General features: G+C 72.3%; 13 protein-coding genes. 8 read left to right on the top strand and 5 right to left on the bottom strand.

The window, feature by feature from the left end; all coding sequences use genetic code 11:
* Positions 1-107: 107 nt before the first annotated feature.
* From AB0B66_RS21000 to AB0B66_RS20990, 3 genes are all read right to left on the bottom strand, one after another.
* Positions 108-1,094, bottom strand: coding sequence for a nitroreductase (locus AB0B66_RS21000; protein ID WP_360532150.1), 987 nt, complete (start codon positions 1,092-1,094; stop codon positions 108-110).
* Between the two features lie 141 nt (positions 1,095-1,235).
* Positions 1,236-2,108, bottom strand: a complete 873-nt coding sequence (locus tag AB0B66_RS20995; RefSeq protein WP_360532147.1) for a universal stress protein — start codon at positions 2,106-2,108, stop codon at positions 1,236-1,238.
* Positions 2,109-2,139: 31 nt separating this feature from the next.
* Positions 2,140-4,506: a phosphoketolase family protein gene (locus AB0B66_RS20990; protein ID WP_360532144.1), complete on the bottom strand. Its 2,367-nt coding sequence runs from the start codon at positions 4,504-4,506 to the stop codon at positions 2,140-2,142.
* 222 nt (positions 4,507-4,728) lie between these two features.
* Here AB0B66_RS20990 and AB0B66_RS20985 point away from each other — a divergent pair, with 222 nt between their 5' ends.
* From AB0B66_RS20985 to AB0B66_RS20970, 4 genes are all read left to right on the top strand, one after another.
* Complete coding sequence (locus AB0B66_RS20985) at positions 4,729-7,275, top strand: cation-translocating P-type ATPase (protein ID WP_360532141.1); 2,547 nt, start codon at positions 4,729-4,731, stop codon at positions 7,273-7,275.
* A gap of 22 nt (positions 7,276-7,297) precedes the next feature.
* Positions 7,298-8,197 carry a universal stress protein gene (locus AB0B66_RS20980; RefSeq protein WP_360532138.1) on the top strand — a complete coding sequence of 300 codons (900 nt, stop codon included), beginning with the start codon at positions 7,298-7,300 and terminating at the stop codon, positions 8,195-8,197.
* A 33-nt stretch (positions 8,198-8,230) separates the two neighbouring features.
* Positions 8,231-8,665: a CBS domain-containing protein gene (locus AB0B66_RS20975; RefSeq protein WP_360532135.1), complete on the top strand. Its 435-nt coding sequence runs from the start codon at positions 8,231-8,233 to the stop codon at positions 8,663-8,665.
* Between the two features lie 87 nt (positions 8,666-8,752).
* Positions 8,753-10,432, top strand: a complete 1,680-nt coding sequence (locus tag AB0B66_RS20970; protein ID WP_360532132.1) for a GAF domain-containing protein — start codon at positions 8,753-8,755, stop codon at positions 10,430-10,432.
* Here the strand turns inward: AB0B66_RS20970 and AB0B66_RS20965 are convergent.
* Positions 10,429-11,070 (bottom strand): response regulator transcription factor, encoded by a 642-nt coding sequence (locus AB0B66_RS20965; RefSeq protein ID WP_203696388.1) that lies wholly within the window; start codon positions 11,068-11,070, stop codon positions 10,429-10,431. The two genes, AB0B66_RS20970 and AB0B66_RS20965, sit on opposite strands and share 4 nt — an antisense overlap.
* 133 nt (positions 11,071-11,203) lie before the next feature.
* Between AB0B66_RS20965 and AB0B66_RS20960 the strand changes: the two genes are divergently transcribed.
* The gene (locus AB0B66_RS20960; protein WP_360532129.1) at positions 11,204-12,184 is read left to right on the top strand and encodes a nitroreductase family protein; all 981 of its coding nucleotides are present in this window, start codon (positions 11,204-11,206) and stop codon (positions 12,182-12,184) included.
* Positions 12,185-12,197: 13 nt separating this feature from the next.
* On the top strand, positions 12,198-13,136 hold the full coding sequence (locus tag AB0B66_RS20955; RefSeq protein WP_360532125.1) for a universal stress protein: 939 nt from the start codon (positions 12,198-12,200) through the stop codon (positions 13,134-13,136).
* 342 nt (positions 13,137-13,478) lie between these two features.
* Here the strand turns inward: AB0B66_RS20955 and AB0B66_RS20950 are convergent, their stop codons facing one another.
* On the bottom strand, positions 13,479-16,184 hold the full coding sequence (locus AB0B66_RS20950) for a GNAT family N-acetyltransferase (RefSeq protein WP_360532122.1): 2,706 nt from the start codon (positions 16,182-16,184) through the stop codon (positions 13,479-13,481).
* A 256-nt stretch (positions 16,185-16,440) separates the two neighbouring features.
* On the opposite strand from AB0B66_RS20950, the gene pflB reads away from it, so the two are divergent.
* Both pflB and pflA read left to right on the top strand, forming a co-directional pair.
* A complete protein-coding gene (gene pflB, locus AB0B66_RS20945) occupies positions 16,441-18,678 on the top strand; it encodes a formate C-acetyltransferase (protein ID WP_360532119.1) in 2,238 nt (745 codons plus the stop codon).
* The gene (gene pflA, locus AB0B66_RS20940; protein ID WP_360532116.1) at positions 18,675-19,424 is read left to right on the top strand and encodes a pyruvate formate-lyase-activating protein; all 750 of its coding nucleotides are present in this window, start codon (positions 18,675-18,677) and stop codon (positions 19,422-19,424) included. The genes pflB and pflA overlap by 4 nt, the downstream gene beginning before the upstream one ends.
* Positions 19,425-19,441 lie beyond the last annotated feature (17 nt).

The following is a 19,441-nucleotide window of genomic DNA, read 5'->3' as shown; positions in this document are numbered from 1 at the left end:
ACGGCGGCGCGGATGCCGACGCCGATGATCAGCGCGACGCCGATGCCGACCAGGCCGAGCGTGAACAGCCGGCCGGCCGCAGTGCGGGCGGAACCGTTCCCGCGGGACTAACGTCGCGTGCTTTGCGGGACCGTCGGCACAGCCAGCACGTCGGCCACCGGCCGGCGCGGTGTCGTGCCGGCCGCGACGGCATAGCCGGCGCGCAGCAGGATCTGCGGCGCCGCGCCGCGGTGCAGACCGAGGCGCAGTTGCTCGCGGATCGCAGGCACCTCGACGGGCTGCGACATCAGCGAGGTGGCCAGGCCGTTGGCGGTGGCGGTCAGCAGGACCCGCTGCAGGCCCTGACCGGCCTGCAGATCGTCGAAGGGCGTGTCACCGTACGCGCCGAGGACTGCGACGAACGGGTCGGTCTCGTAGTCACGGCCCGGCGGGCGGGACGGTCCGCCGAAGTCGCGGCGGGTGAGCAGGTCCTGCGGTTCGGGCGTGGGCCCGCCGGCATCGCGCGGCACCCCGTCCGGGCTCGGCTGGTCGCGAATCCAGGAGGCGAGTTCTGCCTGGTAGCCGGGAGTGGCCAGTAGCAGCTGGTCGGCGGCGTGGACGAGCTCGGCGACCATGTCCTGCGCGACCGGTCCCACGATCAGATCGAGCCAGCACTGCTCGACGCGCGCCGCGTCGACCAGCCTGGCCCGCACGGTCAGCGGGATGGCAGTGTCCATGAACGGGCCGCGGTTGCTGTGCCTGCGCTCGATCGCGGCGTGGAGTTCCTCATCGCCGGGTGTGGCGGTATGCGGGCCGGTCACGTGGATCCGGGCCACGTGCACCGCATCGGCGGCATCCGGTTGCAGGACCGTCTCGCTCGCCCAGCCCAGATGCGCCAGAGCGACGCGGGCGTTGAAGACGGCTGCACCGCATGACAGGCGCAGCGCCCGCCCGTCGGGATCGGCGACGGGCAGCTGCCGGTCCGGGTCGGCGTAGACGTCGATGTTGTCGATGCCGAGACGGAACCGCCACGGCTGGGTGTTGTGCACCGACGGCGCCCGCACGGCGGCGCGCACCGCCGCCGGCAGGGCTGTCCGCAGGGCTGCTCGCGTCATCATGCCCTCCACTGTCGCCTCTGAAGGAACACCTGTTCAGTGCCATTGGTCCTGATATTGCGGGACCCGACCGCCGACGACAGGGGTCGATCACGCAGACGGACGTTGTAGTACCCGGCGCGTCGACCACGTCCAGCGCAGTCAGCGGATGACGGCCACCGGGCAGTGGGCGTGGTGCAACAGCGCCTGACTGACCGAGTTCAGCAGCACGCCCGCGGCGCCGGCGTGCCCTCGGCTGCCGACCACGACGAGTCCGGCCTCGGCAGACTCGCGAACCAGCGCGGAGCCCGTCGCACCGGTGCGGATCAGCCGCCGGACCACCCGCACCTGGGGGTAGCGGTGCCACGCCGCGGCCAACGCGTCATCGAGCAGCAGCTGAGCCGCGGCCTCCGGCGCCGACCGGTCATGCTCGCCGCACGCGTCACCGCCAGGTGCATCCATCGAGGCCCAGCAGTGCACTGCCACCAGCTCGACGCCGCGCGCGTGGGCGTGCTCGAACGCCGCCTGGACAACCTCGGCGCAGGCCGGCGCGGCGTCGACGCCGACCAGGACCGGGGCGTCGCCTGGGGGCTGCTCGTGCCCGGGTGGGCGGATGACGAGCACGGGGCTGTGCGCGTGTGCGGCGACCTGGGCGCTGACCGAGCCCAGCAGCAGCTCGGCGAACCCGCCGACGCCGCGGCAGCCGACCACGGTCAGCCGCGCGGTCCGGGAGGCGTCGATGAGCACAGGTGCGGGACGGCCGACGACGACGTGGGTGTCGATGTCCAGGCCGTCGTGCGCGGCGCGGAGCCGGGCGGCCTGCCGTTCGAGCAGGTCCCGTGCTTCGGGCAAGGCCGCGGCGTAGGCGTCCAGCCACAGGCTGGGCCCGAACGCCGGCGGGCTGGCAAACGCGTGCACGAGGCTCAGCCCGGAGCCGACGCGTCGGGCCTCGCGCAGCGCGGCCTCGACGGCCGGGGCGGTGCCGGTCAGATCGTCGACCCCGACCAGCACCCGCCCCGTGACGTCCGTGGACATGATGTGCCACCTTCCTTGTGTGACGGCCGGTTCAGCGGCGCGTCGGTGCCCAGTCGCGGATCTCGGGCAGATCCTGGCCGGTCTGGCGGATGTATGCGGTGTGCTCGGTGCGCTTGTCGACCATCGCCTGGCGCAACGCCGCGGCCTTGCGGGCCAGGCCGGGCACCCGGTCGATGACGTCGATGACCAGGTGGAACCGGTCCATGTCGTTGCGGACCAGCATGTCGAACGGTGTGGTGGTGGTGCCCTCCTCCTTGTAGCCGCGCACGTGCAGGTGCTCGTGGCCGTGGCGACGGTAGGTGAGCCGGTGGATCAGCCACGGGTAGCCGTGGTAGGCGAAGATGACCGGCCGGTCGGTGGTGAAGATGGCGTCGTACTCGGCGTCGGGCAGGCCGTGGGGGTGCTCGGTCTGCGGCTGGAGCCGCATCAGGTCGACCACGTTCACCACGCGTACCCGCAGCTGGGGCAGGTGCTCGCGCAGCAGGTCCGCGGCGGCGAGGATCTCCATGGTGGGCACGTCGCCGGCGGCGGCGAGGACCACGTCGGGGTCGCCGTCGTCGTCGGCCGCCCACGGCCAGATGCCCAGGCCGCGGGTGCAGTGCGCGACGGCCTCGTCGATGTCGAGGAACGTCGGCGCGGGCTGCTTGCCGGCCACGACGACGTTGATGTAGTCGCGGCTGCGCAGGCAGTGGTCGGCCACCGACAGCAGGGTGTTGGCGTCCGGCGGCAGGTACACCCTGATGACGTCGGCCTTCTTGTTGACGACGTGGTCGATGAACCCGGGGTCCTGGTGGGAGAAGCCGTTGTGGTCCTGGCGCCACACGTGCGAGGTCAGCAGGTAGTTCAACGACGGGATCGGCTTGCGCCAGTCCAGCTCGCGGGTCACCTTCAGCCACTTGGCGTGCTGGTTGACCATCGAGTCGACGATGTGTACGAACGCCTCGTAGCAGGAGAACAGGCCGTGTCGGCCGGTCAGCAGGTAGCCCTCCAGCCAGCCCTGGCAGGTGTGCTCGGACAGGATCTCCATGACCCGCCCGTGCGGGTCCAGATGCAGGTCGGTGTCGACGGTCCGGGCGTGCCACGCCTTGCCGGTGACGTCGAGCACGGCGCCGAGCCGGTTGGACTCGGTCTCGTCCGGGCCGACGATCCGGAAGTTGCGGTAGGCGGCGTTGGCGGCCATCACGTCGCGCACCCAGGAGCCCAGCACTCTGGTCGGCTCGGCGAGCGGGCCGGGCTTGACGCCGTACGCCCGAAAGTCGGGCAGCTCCAGGTCGCGGACAAGATGCCCGCCGTTGGTGTGCGGGTTGGCGCCCATCCGCAGCTGCCCAGCAGGCAGCCAGCCGACGACCTCCGGGCGTGGCGCGCCGGAGGCGTCGAACAGCTCCTCGGGCCGGTAGGAGCGCATCCAGTCGGCGAGCAGCGCCAGGTGGTCGTTGTCGTCGCGGGCGGCCGACAGCGGCACCTGGTGGGCGCGCCAGGTTCCCTCGACCGGCACGCCGTCGACGTGCTTCGGCCCGGTCCAGCCCTTCGGGGTGCGCAGCACGATCATCGGCCACCGCGGCCGGTCGCGGAGTACGCCGGTGCGGGCGTCGGCCTGGATCTCGGCGATCTCGTCGCAGACCGTGTCGAGGGTCGCGGCCAGCAGCTGGTGCACGGCCGCCGGGTCGTCGCCCTCGACGAGGTAGGGCTTGTGCCCGTAGCCGGTCAGCAGCGCCGTCAGCTCCTCGTCGGACAGCCGGGCCAGCACCGTCGGGTTGGCGATCTTGTAGCCGTTGAGGTGCAGGATCGGCAGCACCGCCCCGTCGCCGACCGGGTCGAGGAACTTGTTGGAGTGCCACGACGCCGCCAGCGGGCCGGTCTCGGCCTCGCCGTCGCCGATGACGCACGCCACCAGCAGATCCGGGTTGTCCAGTGCCGCACCGTAGGCGTGGGAGAGGCTGTAGCCCAGCTCGCCGCCCTCGTGGATCGATCCGGGTGTCTCCGGCGCGACGTGGCTGGGGATGCCGCCGGGGAACGAGAACTGCCGGAACAGCCGGCCCATGCCGCGCTCGTCGAGGCTGACGTGCGGATACGTCTCGCTGTAGGTGCCCTCCAGCCAGGTGTTGGCGACCAGGCCGGGGCCGCCGTGGCCGGGACCGGTGATGTAGACGGTCTCCTGGCCGCGGCCGGCGATGATCCGGTTCAGATGCGTGTAGAGCAGGTTCAGGCCCGGGGTGGTGCCCCAGTGGCCGAGCAGGCGCGGCTTGACGTGTTCGGGCAGCAGCGGCTCGGTCAGCAGCGGGTTGGCCATCAGGTAGATCTGCCCGACGGACAGGTAGTTGGCGGCTCGCCAGTGCGCGTCGATGCGTGCGAGCTCCTGCGCGCCCAGCGGGGCGCCCTGTGCGATATGCATGTTCATCAGCGTGGCCGGTGTGGCGGGTGGGGTGTAGGGCCTGCATGCCCTGCCGCTTCGGGACCTTCGGCCCCCTCCGCGACATTCGGGCTGGCCGGAGGCGGGGCTCGCCGTCGGCGCGGTCACCAGGTCGGGACTTTCGACCCGGGCATCGTGCCCCAGCGGCCTGTGCGCGTCGGGGCGATCTGCTCTTTGCCGCAGGTACGCAACGGCGAGAGCCTTGGAACCATGGCCCTCACCGAGACACCCGCCACATTCGCCCGGCAGAGGCCGGCCAGCCTCACCGCCGGCGAAGCTGCAGCGCGGTTGGCGCACGACGGCCCGAACGCCGTCGCGCCCCCGCATCCGCCCCGTCTGCTGCGGCGGGTACTGGCGCAGCTGGCCGACCCGCTCGTGTCGCTGCTGCTGGTCGCCGGGGCGGTGACCGGCATTCTCGGGGACTGGGCCGACACGGCGATCATCGCGGTCGTCGTGTGCCTCAACACCGCCATCGGGGTCGCGCAACAGGTCCGCGCGGACAAGGCAGTCGCCGCGCTGGACACCCTCACGGCGCCGACCGCCCGGGTCACCCGCGACGGCACCGAACTCGTCGTGCCCGCCGCCGACCTGGTCCGCGGCGATGCGGTACGGGTCGAGGCCGGTGACATCGTGCCCGCCGACCTGCTGCTGCACGACGCACACCGGTGCCAGGCCGACGAAGCAGCCCTGACCGGCGAGTCCGTGCCCGTGACCCGTGACGCGGGCGACGAACTGTCCGCGGGGACGGTGCTGGTCACCGGCCGCGCCGCAGGCACGGTGATGCGCACCGGCGCGCGCAGCGCCCTGGGCCGCATCGCCGAGCTTGTCGCGACCACCCACGCCGGACCGACCCCGCTGCAGAAGCGCCTCACCCGGCTCAGCCGCGTCCTCGGCGCGCTCGCGGTCGCGTTGTGCCTGGTCGTGTTCGTCGCGGGGCTGGCCGCAGGCAGGCCGCTGCTGTTGATGGCCCTGACCGCGGTCAGCCTGGTCGTCGCCGCGGTCCCTGAGTCGCTGCCCGCCGTGGTGACCCTGTCGCTGGCCCTGGGCGCCCGCCGGATGGCCCGCCGCCAGGCGATCCCACGCAACCTGCACGCGGTCGAGACGATGGGGTCGGTGACCGTCGTCGCGTCCGACAAGACCGGCACCATGACCGAGGGCCGGATGACCGTGCGCCGGGCCGTCGCGCCCGGTGCCGACGTCGCGGTCACCGGCATCGGCTACGAACCCGCCGGGCAGATCACCGGCACCGCCGCACCGCTGCGGCAGCCGTTGCTCGACCTGGCCCGCGCCGGGCTGCTCTGCTCCGACGCCGCAGTCCTGCCACCGGCACCCGACCGGCCGACGTGGGCCGCGGTCGGCGACCCGCTCGAAGCCGCCCTGGTCACGTTCGCGGCTCGCTGCGGCCTGGACCCCGACACGGTGCGGGCGAACGCGCCCCGCTGGGCCGAACACCCGTTCGATCAGGCCACCCGGCAGATGACCACCGTCCACCGCGACGGCGACACTTACCTGACCATCTGCAAAGGCGCACCCGAAAGCGTCCTCGGCACGCCCGTCGTCGACCCGGCGGACCCGCACCTGGCCGCCCTCCGCCAAGCCGCCGCGGACCTGGCCGCCTCAGGTCTTCGCGTGCTCGCGATCGCAGCAGGCACCACCGCCGAGCCGACCAACCCGATCGCGCCGACCGGACTACGGCCCCTCGGCGTCATGGGCATCGAGGACCCCCTACGGCCTTCCGCTGCTACGACAGCCGCCGAGTTCACCCAGGCCGGCATCCGGCTCATGCTGATCACCGGTGACCACCCCGGCACCGCAGCGCACATCGCCGCCCAGATCGGCATCTGGCAGCCCGGCGACCCGATCGCCACCGGCGACCAGCCGGCGCAGGCCCACCAGGTGCGGGTATTCGCCCGCACCCAGCCCGAGCAGAAGCTCGACATCATCGCCGAACTCCAGCACCACGGCCACGTCGTCGCGATGACCGGCGACGGCGTCAACGACGCTCCCGCGCTCACCCGCGCCGACATCGGCGTGGCGATGGGCGGCGGCACCGAGGTCGCCCGCCAGGCCGCCGACCTCGTCCTGGTCGACGACAACCTTGCCACCGTCAGCCACGCCGTGGCCGAAGGCCGCCGGGTGTACGACAACATCCGCCGCTTCCTGCGCTACGGCCTGGCCGGCGGGGCCGCCGAACTGGCCGTCATGCTCATCGGCCCGCTGCTCGGACTGGGCCTGCCGCTGCTGCCCGGCCAGATCCTGTGGATCAACCTGCTCACCCACGGCCTGCCCGGCGTCGCCCTGGGCGCCGAACCCGCCGAACCCGACGTGCTGCGCCGACCGCCGCGCCCGCCCGACGAGCAGATCCTCGGCGACGGACTGCTGCGCGACGTCCTTGCCCTCGGCGCGCTGCTGACCGCCGTCACCATCGGCACCGGCCTGTACGCCGCAGCCGCCGGCTGGCCCTGGCAGAGCATGGTCTTCGTCGTGCTCGGCCTCGCCCAGCTCGGCATCGCCCTGGCATCACGCGCCACCCGACCACGCGGGACCCGCTGGGCCAACCCCGGCCTGCTCGCCGCCGTCGCCCTGTCGGCACTCGCCCAGCTCGCCGCAGTCGTGATCCCGGCCCTGCGCGCCCTGCTGGGCACAGCACCGCTCAACGCCACCCAGCTCGCCTTCTGCGCCGCAGCCGCCCTGCTGCCCGGGACGCTCGCCGTCATCTGGCGGACAGCCCTCCAGCGCCGCCGAGACCGTCGATAATTCATACGGACAGGAGCCACTCATGGACAGCCAGGAACGGCAGACACGGCGCGACATCGTGGTGGGCGTCGACGGATCAGCCGCCGCGCTGTCCGCTGTGCGGCTCGCCGCGCACGAGGCAGCCTGCCGCGGCCGCAACCTGCGGATCGTGCACGCCTTCATCTGGCCGCTGATGCACGTCAACGTCGGCGCATCGCAGGCCGTGCCCGAAGGCGGCCTGCAACACGACGCCGAGCGCCTGCTCGCCGAAGCCGCCGCGACCGCCACCGCGGCTCAGCCCGACGTCACCGCCACGACCGACCTCGTCACCGGCGCCCCCGCGGCGGTGCTGCTCGCCGCGGCACGTGACGCCGAACTGCTGGTCCTCGGCGACCGCGGCCTCGGCGGATTCACCGGCCTGCTGCTGGGCTCGGTCGCCGTTCAGGTCACCGCACACAGCACCACACCGGTCCTCGTCGCCCGCGGCGAGCAACACGCCGGCGGCCCGATCGTCGTGGGTGTCGACGACTCGCCCGCCGGCGCGGCGGCGATCGAGGCCGCGTTCGTCACCGCCGAGCAGCGCCACGCCGAACTGCTGGCCGTACGCACCTGGACCTACCCGGTCATGGCCACGCTGTACACGCCGCCGGTGCCGGTCGACTGCGGACCGGTCGAGGACGCCGAGAGGGCCGTCCTGGCCGACGCCGTGGCCGCGGTTTCGGCGCGCCACCCCAAGGTCGAGGTGCGTGAAAAGCTGGAATGCGGCGGGCCCGGACGGACTCTCGTACAGCTCAGCGAACTGGCGCAACTGATCGTCGTCGGCGCCAGAGGACGCGGCGGATTCGCCGGACTGCTGCTGGGCTCGGTCAGCCAGCAGGTCCTGCACCACGCTGCCTGCCCCGTCCTGGTGGTTCCGGACCCGCGACACGATCGCACGCCGTGACCGTTGTCGTCTGAACACGGGGGAGCAAGCAACATGTCCACGACGTCAGATCCGGCCCGCCCGGCGACCACGCCGCAGGGCCTGCCGCAACGAGCGGTACGCGAGGTGATGAGCACACACCCGGTGCAGGTGGCCGCCTCGGCGACGCTGGAAGACGCCCTCGCTGCGATGGCCGGCACCAAGCTGCGCCACCTTGTCGTCGTCGACGGCGCGGGGCGGTGCGCCGGGGTGATCAGCGACCGGGCGATCGTCGCGGCGTGGGCCGCCGAACCCGGGTGCCTGTCCGCACGCCACGTGTCCAGCGTGCTGGACAGCACCCCGGCCGCCGTCGACGCCGACGCCGCGGTGGTCGACGCAGCCCGGCTGATGTGCGGCAACCACGTCGACGCCGTCGCGGTCGTGGACCGCCGCGGCTGCGCCGTCGGCATCATCACCGGCAGCGACCTGGTCACCCTCCTCACCCGCTGAACCCGCCCGCAGCACGGCGAGGCGGTGGCCGGGAGCGGCCGCGTCGCGTACCGGGGATGAACGCACCCCGGCCGGAGCCATAGCATCATGGCTGTGGAAAACCAGTGGGCATCGCTCGGCCTGTCGCCCCTCTCCCGCGTCCAACTCGACGAGCTCCTGCAGGAGCTGCTCGACCGCGTGTCGGAGGTCATGGCCAGCCGCGAGCGGCTGCGCAGCCTGCTCGACGCGGTCGTCGGCATCGGCACCGACCTGGACCTGCGCTCCACCCTCGAACGCATCGTCGTGGCCGCGTGCCGGCTGGCCGACGCCAGATACGGCGCGCTGGGCGTGCTGGGCCCCGACGAACGCCTGGTCGAGTTCATCACCCACGGCATCTCCCCGGAACAGCACGCCGCCATCGGCGACCTGCCCACCGGGCACGGCGTGCTCGGCCTGCTGATCAGCCACCCTGAGCCGGTACGGGTGCCCGACATCTCCACCCACCCGCGCTCGGTCGGGTTCCCGCCCAACCACCCGCCGATGCACAGCTTCCTCGGGGTGCCGATCCGGATCCGCGACCAGGTGTTCGGCAACCTGTACCTGGCCGAGAAACGCAACGCGGCCGAGTTCACCGACGACGACCAGGAGATCACCATCGCGCTGGCCGCGGCCGCGGGCGCGGCGATCGAGAACGCCCGCCTGTACGCCGTGGCGCAGCGCCGGCAGCGGTGGCTGGCCGCCACCGCCGAGATCATCAACTCGCTCGGTGCGGACACCTCGACCGCCGAAGCCCTGGAGTTGGTCGCCCGCCGCGCCCGCGAGGTCGCCGAAGCCGACCTCGTCGCCATCCTGCTGCACGACGAGGACAACGCGACCCTGACCGTCGCCGTCGTCGACGCCGCCGAACCCGTGCCCGGCCTGGCGGGCGCCGTCCTGCCGGTGGGCCAGACCGGATTCGCGCCAGTGCTTGCCCATCAGCAGGTCGTGACCCTCGACCAGCTCAGCAAGGCAGCCCCGTGGCCGGTGGCCGTACCCGACATCCGCGGCATCGCCGCACCGTTCGCCGCTGGGCAGGGCGTGCTGCTGGTCGCCTATGCCGGCGCAGCGCGAGCCGACGACGAGCTGCTGCTGACCGCGTTCGCCGGGCAGGCCGGTCTGGCCCTGCTGCGCGCCCGCGCCCGCGAGGACCGCGAGCAGCTGCTGGTGCTGTCCGACCGCGAACGCATCGCCCGGGACCTGCACGACGTGGTCATCCAGCGGCTGTTCGCCACCGGCCTGCAGCTGCAGACCGTCGCCTCCATGTCGGCCGCCCGCCCGGAACTGGCGACCCGCATCGGGGCGGCGGTCGACGCGCTGGACAGCACCATCCGCGACATCCGCGGCGCGATCTTCGAGCTGCGCAGCCCCGCCGGACAATCACTGCGCTCCGAGCTGCGCACCCTGGTCGACGGCGCGGCCGAATCGCTGGGGTTCCGGCCCGACCTGGTCCTGGACGGGCCGGTGGACAGCGCCGTGCCCGACGAGCTGCACGCCGACCTGCTCGCCGTCGTCCGCGAGGCACTGTCCAACGTGGTACGTCACGCACACGCCGGACGGGTCGTCGTGTCGATCGCCGTAGACGGCGGCCGGCTCAGCGCCACCATCGCCGACAACGGCACCGGCGGCGCCACGCCCCGCGGCGGTCTGCTGAACCTCGCCGAGCGAGCGGCACTGCACGGCGGTCAGCTCACCGTAGAACCCGGCGACCCGGCCGGCACCGTGCTTCGCTGGAGCGTGCCCATCGCCTAACGCGGCGGCTGCCCGGTCAGCTTCACCGCGAACACCGCGGCCTGCGTGCGCCGTTCCAGGCCGAGCTTGGTCAGCAGGCTGGACACGTAGTTCTTGACCGTCTTCTCGGCCAGGAACATCTGCGCCGCGATCTGCCGGTTGGTGAGCCCGTCGGCGACATAGCCGAGGATCTTCCGTTCCTGGTCGGTCAACGACTTGAGCTGGTCGGGTTCGTGTTTCGGGTTGCGGATGCGTTCCAGGACCCGCTGCGTGACGGCCGGATCGAGCAGCGACTGACCGGCCGCGACGCGGCGTATCCCGTCGACGAGATCGGTGCCCTTGATCTGCTTGAGGACATAACCCGCGGCACCGGCCATGATCGCGGCGAACAGCGCCTCGTCGTCCTCGTACGAGGTCAGGATCAGGCCCTTGATGTCCGGGTCGACCGAACGCACATCACGGCACACGTCGATGCCGCTGCCGTCGGGCAGCCGCCCGTCGAGCACCGCGACGTCGGGCCGCAGCGCCGGGATACGCCTGGTGGCCTCGGCGGCCGAACCCGACTCGCCGACCACCTCGATATCACCGGCGGCTTCTAGCAGGTCGCGAAGGCCGCGACGGACCACCTCGTGGTCGTCGAGCAGAAAGACACGGATCACACCCGCATTGTCCACCTGCCCGGACTCGGCGCGGAAGGGACCAAAGACCCCTCCACAGACGGGACCCCCGCCCCTGCCGCGCCAGGCCCGCCGGCACTGACCGGGCCCGATGCCGCGGGCGGACAGTGAAGCCATGACAGCAGACGAGACGAGCCGCGCACAGGCGCTGTACGACGCGGCCCGCACCGCGCTCGCTGCGCCGTCCATCTTCAACACCCAGCCGTGGCGCTGGCAGGCCGACCCGGCAGTGCTGCGCCTGTACGCCGACCGCAGGCGCCAGCTGCCCACGGCCGACCCGCAGGGCCGGCTCCTGACCGTGAGCTGCGGTGCCGGCCTGCATCACGCCCGCATCGCCCTGGCCGCCGCCGGCCTCGCCGCCGACGTCCGCGAACTACCCCACCCGGCCGACCCGGACCTGCTCGCCGAGATCGGCATCGAGGGCACGCACGAGCCGACCCTGGCCGAACTGCAGGCTTTCACCGCGATCACACGCCGGCACACCGACCGGCGGCCGTTCACCACCCGACCGGTCACCGACGCCACCTGCCGGGCACTGATCACCGCCGGGGAACACGAGCACGCACACGTCCACCTCGTCCGCGACGACCAGGTCGCCGTCCTCGCTCTGGCCGCGGTCCGCGCCGGAGCCCTGCAGCTGTCCGACCCCGACTACCGTGCCGAACTCGCCGACTGGACGCACCGGCCCTCGTGGAGCGGCGAAGGCGTGTCCACCGAAACGACCGTGCAGGCAGTCCCGCGGCGGGTCCCGATCCGCGACTATGCGCCCTTCGGCGGACAGACCATGCGTCCCGGCCGCGACACCGACGCCGGAGCCCGCTACCTGGTGCTGTTCACCGACGACGACACCCCGGCCGCCTGGTTGCACGCCGGACAGGCCCTGTCGGCGGTCCTGCTCACCGCGACCGTCCACGGCCTGGCCGGCGCCCCGATCAGCGACGTCACCGAGGTCCCCGGCACCCGCGACGAACTGCGCCGCCTGCTGCCCGGACTCGGCGAGCCGCAGGTCTGCGTACGGGTCGGCTACGCCCAACCCCGCATGCCACCGCCGACCACACGGCGGCCCTACGAAGAGTCCATCACCTCCGCACCTTGAACAGGAGACCGACATGACCGCCCACCGGCCGATCCTCGTCGGCGTCGACGGCTCGCCGTCCAGCCTCGCCGCCGCGTCCTACGCCGCAGACCTCGCCGTGCGCCGCCAGGCGCCCCTGCACCTGGTGTACGGCTACCTCAGCCCCCTGTTCGGCTACGGCACCGCCGGGCTGGCCGAGCCGTACTACGACGACGCCGACACCCGCGACGCGATCGACCGCAGTCTCGCCGACGCCGTCGACACCCTGCGCAAGCAGCACCCCGAACTCGGCGAGATCCACGCCCGGCAGATCACCGGCGGCCCCGCGCCGGTCCTGATCGAGCAATCCCGCACCGCCGCAGTGACCGTCGTCGGCAGCCGCGGCATCGGCGGGTTCGCCGAACTGCTCCTCGGCTCGGTGTCGGCACAGGTCGCCGCTCACGCCCACTGCCCGGTCATCGTCGTGCGCCCGCCGGTGCCCGACGCCTCGATCGAGCCAGGCCCGGAGCGGCCGGCACCTCCCGCCGCCCACGGGCCGGTCGTCGTCGGCATCGACGGATCCCCGGCCGCGCGCGCAGCCCTCACCTTCGCTGCCGAAGAAGCCGTCAGCCGCGACGTCGCTCTGGTCGTCGCGCACGTGTACTGGCCTCAACCCTGGCTGCAGCTCGTCGCGGACGAGACCGCCGCACAGGCCGAAGCCGAACGCGCAGCCGAGGACCGGGCGCAGCGCCTGCTCGCCGACGTGACCTCAGCGCTGATCACCACCCACCCGCAACTGAAACTCGAAACGCGCGCCATCCGCAGCCTCAACAGCGAATACAGCCTCGTCGAAGCCTCCCGCGGTGCCACGCTCACCGTCGTCGGCTGCCGCGGCCGGGGCGGATTCGCCGGCCTGTTGCTCGGCTCCGTCAGCGGAGCCCTCGTCCACCACGCCCACAGCCCCGTCGCGGTCATTCACCCCACCGAACACTGATCTGCGCGCCGGGCGGCTCGAACCCGCAGGCTGGCGGGTGGTCGGAGAGACTCTCCTGCCACCCGCCAACCGGCCGTGCCGGGTACCGGCCTGGACACATAGGTTCCCACCAGCAGGCAGCGTCATGAACACCGCAGCACGGCCCCAACACCACCCGTCAGCCCAGCCGGCCGGTATCGAACCGCACCTGCGGGCCCAATGGGAGCGCACTCACCGCACCCACCGACCCGCAGCGGAGTTCACCGCGGACATGGCTGTCGACCTGCCTGCACCGACCCGCCGCTGGCTCATCCGCGCCATCGCCCCCGCCCACCATGAATGTCGCCGGGTAACGGGTCGGTGTCAGTCGGGCGAGCGCAGCTGCCGCAGCGACGGGTCGGGTTCGGCGCCGACGGTGGCCAGTCGCATCTTCGCGTCCACCGCCAGGACGCCGTCCGGCCCTGCCAGGACCGGGTTGAGGTCCAGTTCCGCGATCTCGGGCAGGTCCTGCGCGAGTCGCCCGATGCGGGCGATCAGATCCTCGACCGAGCCGGTGTCCACGGGAGGGGCGCCGCGGTAGCCGGTCAGCAGCGGGGCGCTTCGCAGGCCCTGCCACATCCGGGCGGTGTCCCGGTCGGTGAGCGGGACCAGCCGGAACGACCGGTCGGCGAGCACGTCGGTGTGGACTCCGCCATGTCCGAACATGACCAGCGACCCGAACAGGGGGTCGTGCACGATGCCCGCCGTCAGCTCGACGTCACCGGGCGCCATCGGCTGGACCAGCACCCCGCAGGAGGGATCTCCGGCGCTGGCGACCGGTGCGAAGGCCTTGCGGACCTGGGCGTCGTCGCGCAGGTGCAGGCGAACACCGCCGACGTCGGACTTGTGCACCAGGCGGGGGTCGGCGCTCTTGAGCGCGACGGGGTAGCCGGCAGCGCGGGCGGCGCTCACGGCGGCGTCGGCATCCAGGGCGACGGCTGTGGTCAGCAGCCCGATGCCGTAGCAGGCGAGCACTGCGGCGATGACGTCGTAGGCCTGCCATCCGTCGCCGGTGTGCAGGGCCGATTCGACCAGTTTCCGTGCGGCCCGGGGGTCGACGCCGGCCAGGGCCGGCTGGTGGCCCAGGGGTTCGCGGCGCCAGGCCGCGTACCTGGCGGCGTGCCCGAGCGCGGTGACCGCCTGTTCGGGCAGGTCGAACACCGGCGCGTGGCGGGCGCCGAGCGTCGTCGGGGGCGCGGACATGCCGAGCACGACCACCGCTGCGGGCAGGCCGTGGTGGCGGTCGAGGACCGCGGCCAGCGCGGCCAGGGTGCCCGGCACATCGTTGGCGCGGGTCGCGGCTACCACGAGCAGCAGCGCGTCGACCTCCCCGCTGCCCGCGACCGCTTCGACGGCGGCAGCGAAGGTGGCGGTGTCCGCGGCTGCTCCCAGGTCGAGCGGGTTGTCGTGCCCGGTCGCGCCCGGGGAGCAGGCCGCCAGCTGCGCGGTCACGTGCGGGGTGAGGGTCGGGACGGTCAACTGTCCGGATTCGGCGGCGTCGGCGGCGAGGACGTTGATGCCGCCCGCGTTGCCGATGATCGCGAGCCGGTCGCCGCCCGGCAGCGGCTGGTCGGTCAGCATCCGGGCGGCGTCGATGAGCTCACCGAGGTGGTCGACGCGGATGACTCCGGCCTGGGCGAACAGGGCGTCGACGCTGACGTCGGGTGACGCCGCCGCGGCGGTGTGCGACGCGCCGGCCCGGCGGCCCGACTGCGAGCGGCCGCTCTTGACCGCCAGGACCGGTTTGCGGCGGGCCAGGGCGCGCACGGTACGGGCGAACCGGCGCGGGTTGCCGAACGACTCCAGGTACAGCGCGACCGCCGTGGTGGCCGGGTCGTCGTACCAGTAGGCGATCAGGTCGTTGCCGCTGACGTCGGCCTTGTTGCCGAGTGACACGAATGTGGACACACCGCAGCCGTTGCGCGCGGCGTGTTCCAGTAACGCGATACCGACCGCACCTGACTGCGACGCCACCGCCAAGCCGCCGCGCGCCGGGGTCACGGCTGCGAAGCTGGCGTTGAGCGCCACCTCAGGGTCGGTGTTGACCACCCCGAGACAGTTCGGGCCGACCAGCCGGATCCCGTGCTTGCGGGCCACCCGCACCAGGTCGGACTGCATCGCCTGACCAGCCGGGCCGGTCTCACCGAACCCGGAACTGAGCACCACCACGGCACCTGCACCCGCGTCCGCGGCTTGCTCGACGACCGCGGCGACCGCGTCGGCGGGCACCGCGACGACCACCAGGTCGACCGGGCCCGGCAGGTCCGACAGGCAGCGGTAGGCCTCGACGCCGGCGACCTTCGCTGCGTGCGGGTTGACCGCATACAGGTCACCGGTGTAGCCGCCGTCCCGCAGCGCGGCCAGCGTCTCATGGCCGACGCCGCCCGGTCGACGCCCGGCGCCGACCACCGCGACAGCGCGGGGAGCCAGCAGCGGGCCCAGCGACGCCCGCTGCGTCGACCGGTCGCGTACGTCCATCGCCAGCAGCGAAGCCTCGCCCGGTGTGGTCGGCACGCTCAGCTCGACGACCTCGTCCACGGTGCCGATCTCGGCGTCGGAGTCGAGGCCGCGGGTGACGCGGCGCATCGCGACGTTGCCTGCCAGCGTCTGCCCGACCAGCCGGGTCACCCCGCAGGTCCGCGCCCACGCGCACAGGTGCTCCAGCAGCAGCGTGCCGATGCCCTCGCCTTGGCTGCGCTCGCCGACGAACACCGCGAAGTCGGCGGTGTCGGTGTCGGGGTCGCCTCGCTCCCACGACGCGACCCCGACGATCGCGCCGTCTGACAACGCGACCAGGCTGCCGTGCGTGCCGGACGGCGGCCGGCACAACCGGTCGATCTCTGCTTTCAGCGTGGCATCGCCTGGGACGACGAAGAAACGCATGCGCAGGCTGTCGACCGAACCCCCGTGGTACAGCGCCTCAAGACCGGCTGCGTCGGCAGCCGTCACCGGCCGGATCCGCACGATCTGCCCTTCCGCGGTGAGCGCGTCTGCGGCCGCGACCGTGCCCGCGTGAACTGCGGTACCCATGTGTTCCTCCTGCTAGCCGATACGACAGCAGCAGCCAACATCAACGCCCGCCCGGCGGGCAGGGCCACAGGTCCCCCAGCGAAGTTCCCAAGGTCCCGTCCGGACTTCTCGCCGATCGCGGCTCCGAGTTGCTGAGCGCAGCAGCCGCCGACCGCTGCGGGACGCCCGGCCTGGCCTGACAGGACCTGCGGCCCTACGCCGGCGGCCGGGCGCGGCCGACGCTGAAAGGGACAAGGCCAGCGAGAGAGGACAACTGATGACCCACAGCGGCCGGCCGTGGCGCGGCTTCACCGGACAGGCATGGCATGAGCGCATCGACGTCGCCGCGTTCGTGCACGACAACCACCAAGCGTACTGGGGCGGCGCCGGGTTCCTGACCGGGCCGACCGAGCGCACCAGGACCCTGTGGCACCGGCTACAGGCCCTGTTCGTCGAGGAACGGCGCAGGGGAGTCCTCGACGTCGATGCCCGGACCCCGGCCACGATCACCTCCCATGGCCCCGGCTACATCGACCGGGACCTGGAGCTGATCGTCGGCCTGCAGACCGACGCGCCGCTGCGCCGCGCGATCATGCCCAATGGTGGCCTGCGGATGGTCGAGGCCGGGCTGCGCGCCTACGGCTACGAACTGGACCCGGCGGTGCGCACGATCTTCTCGACCTACCGCAAGACCCACAACGACGCCGTGTTCGACGCCTACCCCGCCGACGTGCTGGCCGCACGCCGCTCGCACATCATCACCGGCCTGCCCGACGCATACGGCCGCGGCCGGATCATCGGCGACTACCGCCGCGTCGCTCTATACGGCGTGCAGCGGCTCATCGACGACCGCCGCGAACAACGAGACGGCCTTGACGCCGTCCGGTCCACCGACGACGTGATCCGCGACCGGGAGGAACTCGCCGAGCAGATCCGAGCCCTGCGCGAGCTGCGGCAGATGGCCGCCGCCTACGGCTATGACATCTCCCGACCGGCCGCCGACGGCCGCGAGGCGATCCAGTGGCTGTACTTCGCCTACCTGGCCGCGGCCAAGGAGCAGAACGGTGCGGCGATGTCGCTGGGCCGCACGGCGACTTTCGTCGACATCTACCTGCAGCGCGACATCGCCGAGGGGACGCTGACCGAGCAGGCCGCACAGGAACTGGTCGACGACTTCGTCATCAAGCTGCGCATCATCCGGTTCCTGCGCACCCCCGAGTACGACCAGCTGTTCTCCGGCGACCCGACCTGGGTCACCGAGGCGTTGGGCGGCATGCGGCCCGACGGTGAGACGCTGGTGTCCAAGACCAGCTTCCGGTACCTGCAGACCCTGTACAACCTCGGCCCGGCCCCCGAACCCAACCTGACGGTGCTGTGGTCGCCAGTGCTGCCCGAAGGGTTCAAGCGGTTCTGCGCCCAGGTGTCGCTGGACACCAGCGCCATCCAGTACGAGAACGACGACCTCATCCGGCCCGCCTACGACGACGACACCGCGATCGCCTGCTGCGTGTCGGCGATGCGCGTCGGCCGTGACATGCAGTTCTTCGGCGCTCGCGCCAACCTGGCGAAAGCATTGCTGTATGCGATCAACGGCGGCCGCGACGAGATCACCGGCGAGCAGATCGCCCCGCCGACGGCCCCCGTCGGCGGCGAAACCCTCGACTACGACGAGGTCATGGTGGCATTCGACCACACGCTGGACTGGCTGGCGCAGACCTACGTCGACGCCCTCAACGTGATCCACCACATGCACGACCGCTACGCCTACGAACGCCTGGAGATGGCACTGCACGACTACCCCGTGCACCGGTTCCTCGCCACCGGCATAGCCGGCCTGTCCGTGGCCGCCGACAGCCTGTCCGCGATCCGGCACGCCAACGTCAAGGTGCTGCGCGACGAGACCGGCCTCGCGATCGACTACACCGTCGACGGCGACTACCCGACCTTCGGCAACAACGACGACCGAGCCGACCACATCGCCGTCGCGCTGGTCCGCACCTTCATGGACAAGATCCGCCGGCAGGCCGCCTACCGCGGCGCCGAACCCACCCTGTCGGTGCTGACCATCACCTCCAACGTCGTGTACGGCCGCCACACCGGCAACACCCCCGACGGCCGCCGTGCCGGCGAACCGTTCGCGCCGGGTGCCAACCCGATGAACGGACGCGACCGCCACGGCATGGTCGCCGCCGCCCTGTCGGTCGCGAAACTGCCCTACGCCGACGCCCGCGACGGCATCTCCCTGACCGAGACGGTCACTCCCGACGGCCTGGGCCGCCACCGCGACGAACAGATCACCAACCTCGTCGGCGTCCTCGACGGGTATGCCGACGCCGGCGGCTTCCACATGAACGTCAACGTCCTGGACCGGGCCACGCTGCTCGACGCGATGGAACACCCTGAGCTGCACCCGCACCTGACGATCCGGGTCTCCGGGTATGCGGTCCACTTCGTGCGGCTCACCCCCGAGCAGCAGCATGACGTGCTGTCGCGGACCTTCCACGGCGCGCTGTGAACACCCCGACCACCACCGTCACCGGAGCCGTCCACTCGTTCGACCTGTCGACCGGGGTGGACGGCCCCGGCACCCGCTTCGTCGCGTTCCTGGCCGGGTGCCCGCTGCGCTGCCAGTACTGCCACAGCCCCGACACCTGGTTGCGCCGAAACGGCACACCCACCACCACCGACCAGCTGCTCAACGAGATCGGCAAGTACGAACGGTTCATCAAGGTCGCCGGCGGGGGAGTGACCCTGTCCGGCGGCGAACCCCTGCAGCAGCCGGCCTTCACCCGTCAGGTCCTGCGACGCTGCCACGAACGCGGCCTGCACACCGCCCTGGACACCAGCGGCTACCTCGGCGACCACGCCGACGACACCCTCCTCGACGCCACCGACCTGGTCCTGCTCGACATCAAGTCCTTCGACCCGGCCACATACCGCAACCTCACCCGCACCGGAAGCGTCGGGCCGACCCTGCGGTTCGCCCGCAGGCTGTCCGCCCTGGGCAAACCCATGTGGATCAGATTCGTGCTCGTCCCTGGACTCACCGACGCACCCGCCAACGTCGAAGCGCTCGCCGGCTTCGTCGCCTCCCTCAACGCAGTCCAGCGGGTCGAGGTACTGCCCTTCCACCGCCTCGGCGCCCACAAGTACACCGTCCTCGGACTGGACTTCCCCCTCGCGCACGTGTCGCCACCCGACGCCGACGCCGTCGAACGGGCCCGTGCCGTATTCCGAGCCCGTGGGATCACCACCTACTGACCAGCCCCCACCGAACC

Origin of the sequence: Catellatospora sp. NPDC049111 (assembly GCF_040648615.1) — a bacterium.
GTDB classification, from domain to species: domain Bacteria; phylum Actinomycetota; class Actinomycetes; order Mycobacteriales; family Micromonosporaceae; genus Catellatospora; species Catellatospora aurea.
Note: the sequence above shows the minus strand (reverse complement) of the source record. Positions and strands in the feature narration are given on the sequence as shown.

Coding starts and splice junctions, on each gene's coding strand:
- AB0B66_RS20980 (WP_360532138.1), top strand. CDS start 7,298: ATGGACAGCCAGGAACGGCAGACACGGCGCGACATCGTGGTGGGCGTC.
- AB0B66_RS20975 (WP_360532135.1), top strand. CDS start 8,231: ATGTCCACGACGTCAGATCCGGCCCGCCCGGCGACCACGCCGCAGGGC.
- AB0B66_RS20960 (WP_360532129.1), top strand. CDS start 11,204: ATGACAGCAGACGAGACGAGCCGCGCACAGGCGCTGTACGACGCGGCC.
- AB0B66_RS20990 (WP_360532144.1), bottom strand. CDS start 4,506: ATGAACATGCATATCGCACAGGGCGCCCCGCTGGGCGCGCAGGAGCTC.
- AB0B66_RS20985 (WP_360532141.1), top strand. CDS start 4,729: ATGGCCCTCACCGAGACACCCGCCACATTCGCCCGGCAGAGGCCGGCC.
- AB0B66_RS20995 (WP_360532147.1), bottom strand. CDS start 2,108: ATGTCCACGGACGTCACGGGGCGGGTGCTGGTCGGGGTCGACGATCTG.
- AB0B66_RS21000 (WP_360532150.1), bottom strand. CDS start 1,094: ATGACGCGAGCAGCCCTGCGGACAGCCCTGCCGGCGGCGGTGCGCGCC.
- pflB (WP_360532119.1), top strand. CDS start 16,441: ATGACCCACAGCGGCCGGCCGTGGCGCGGCTTCACCGGACAGGCATGG.
- AB0B66_RS20950 (WP_360532122.1), bottom strand. CDS start 16,184: ATGGGTACCGCAGTTCACGCGGGCACGGTCGCGGCCGCAGACGCGCTC.
- AB0B66_RS20970 (WP_360532132.1), top strand. CDS start 8,753: ATGGCTGTGGAAAACCAGTGGGCATCGCTCGGCCTGTCGCCCCTCTCC.
- AB0B66_RS20955 (WP_360532125.1), top strand. CDS start 12,198: ATGACCGCCCACCGGCCGATCCTCGTCGGCGTCGACGGCTCGCCGTCC.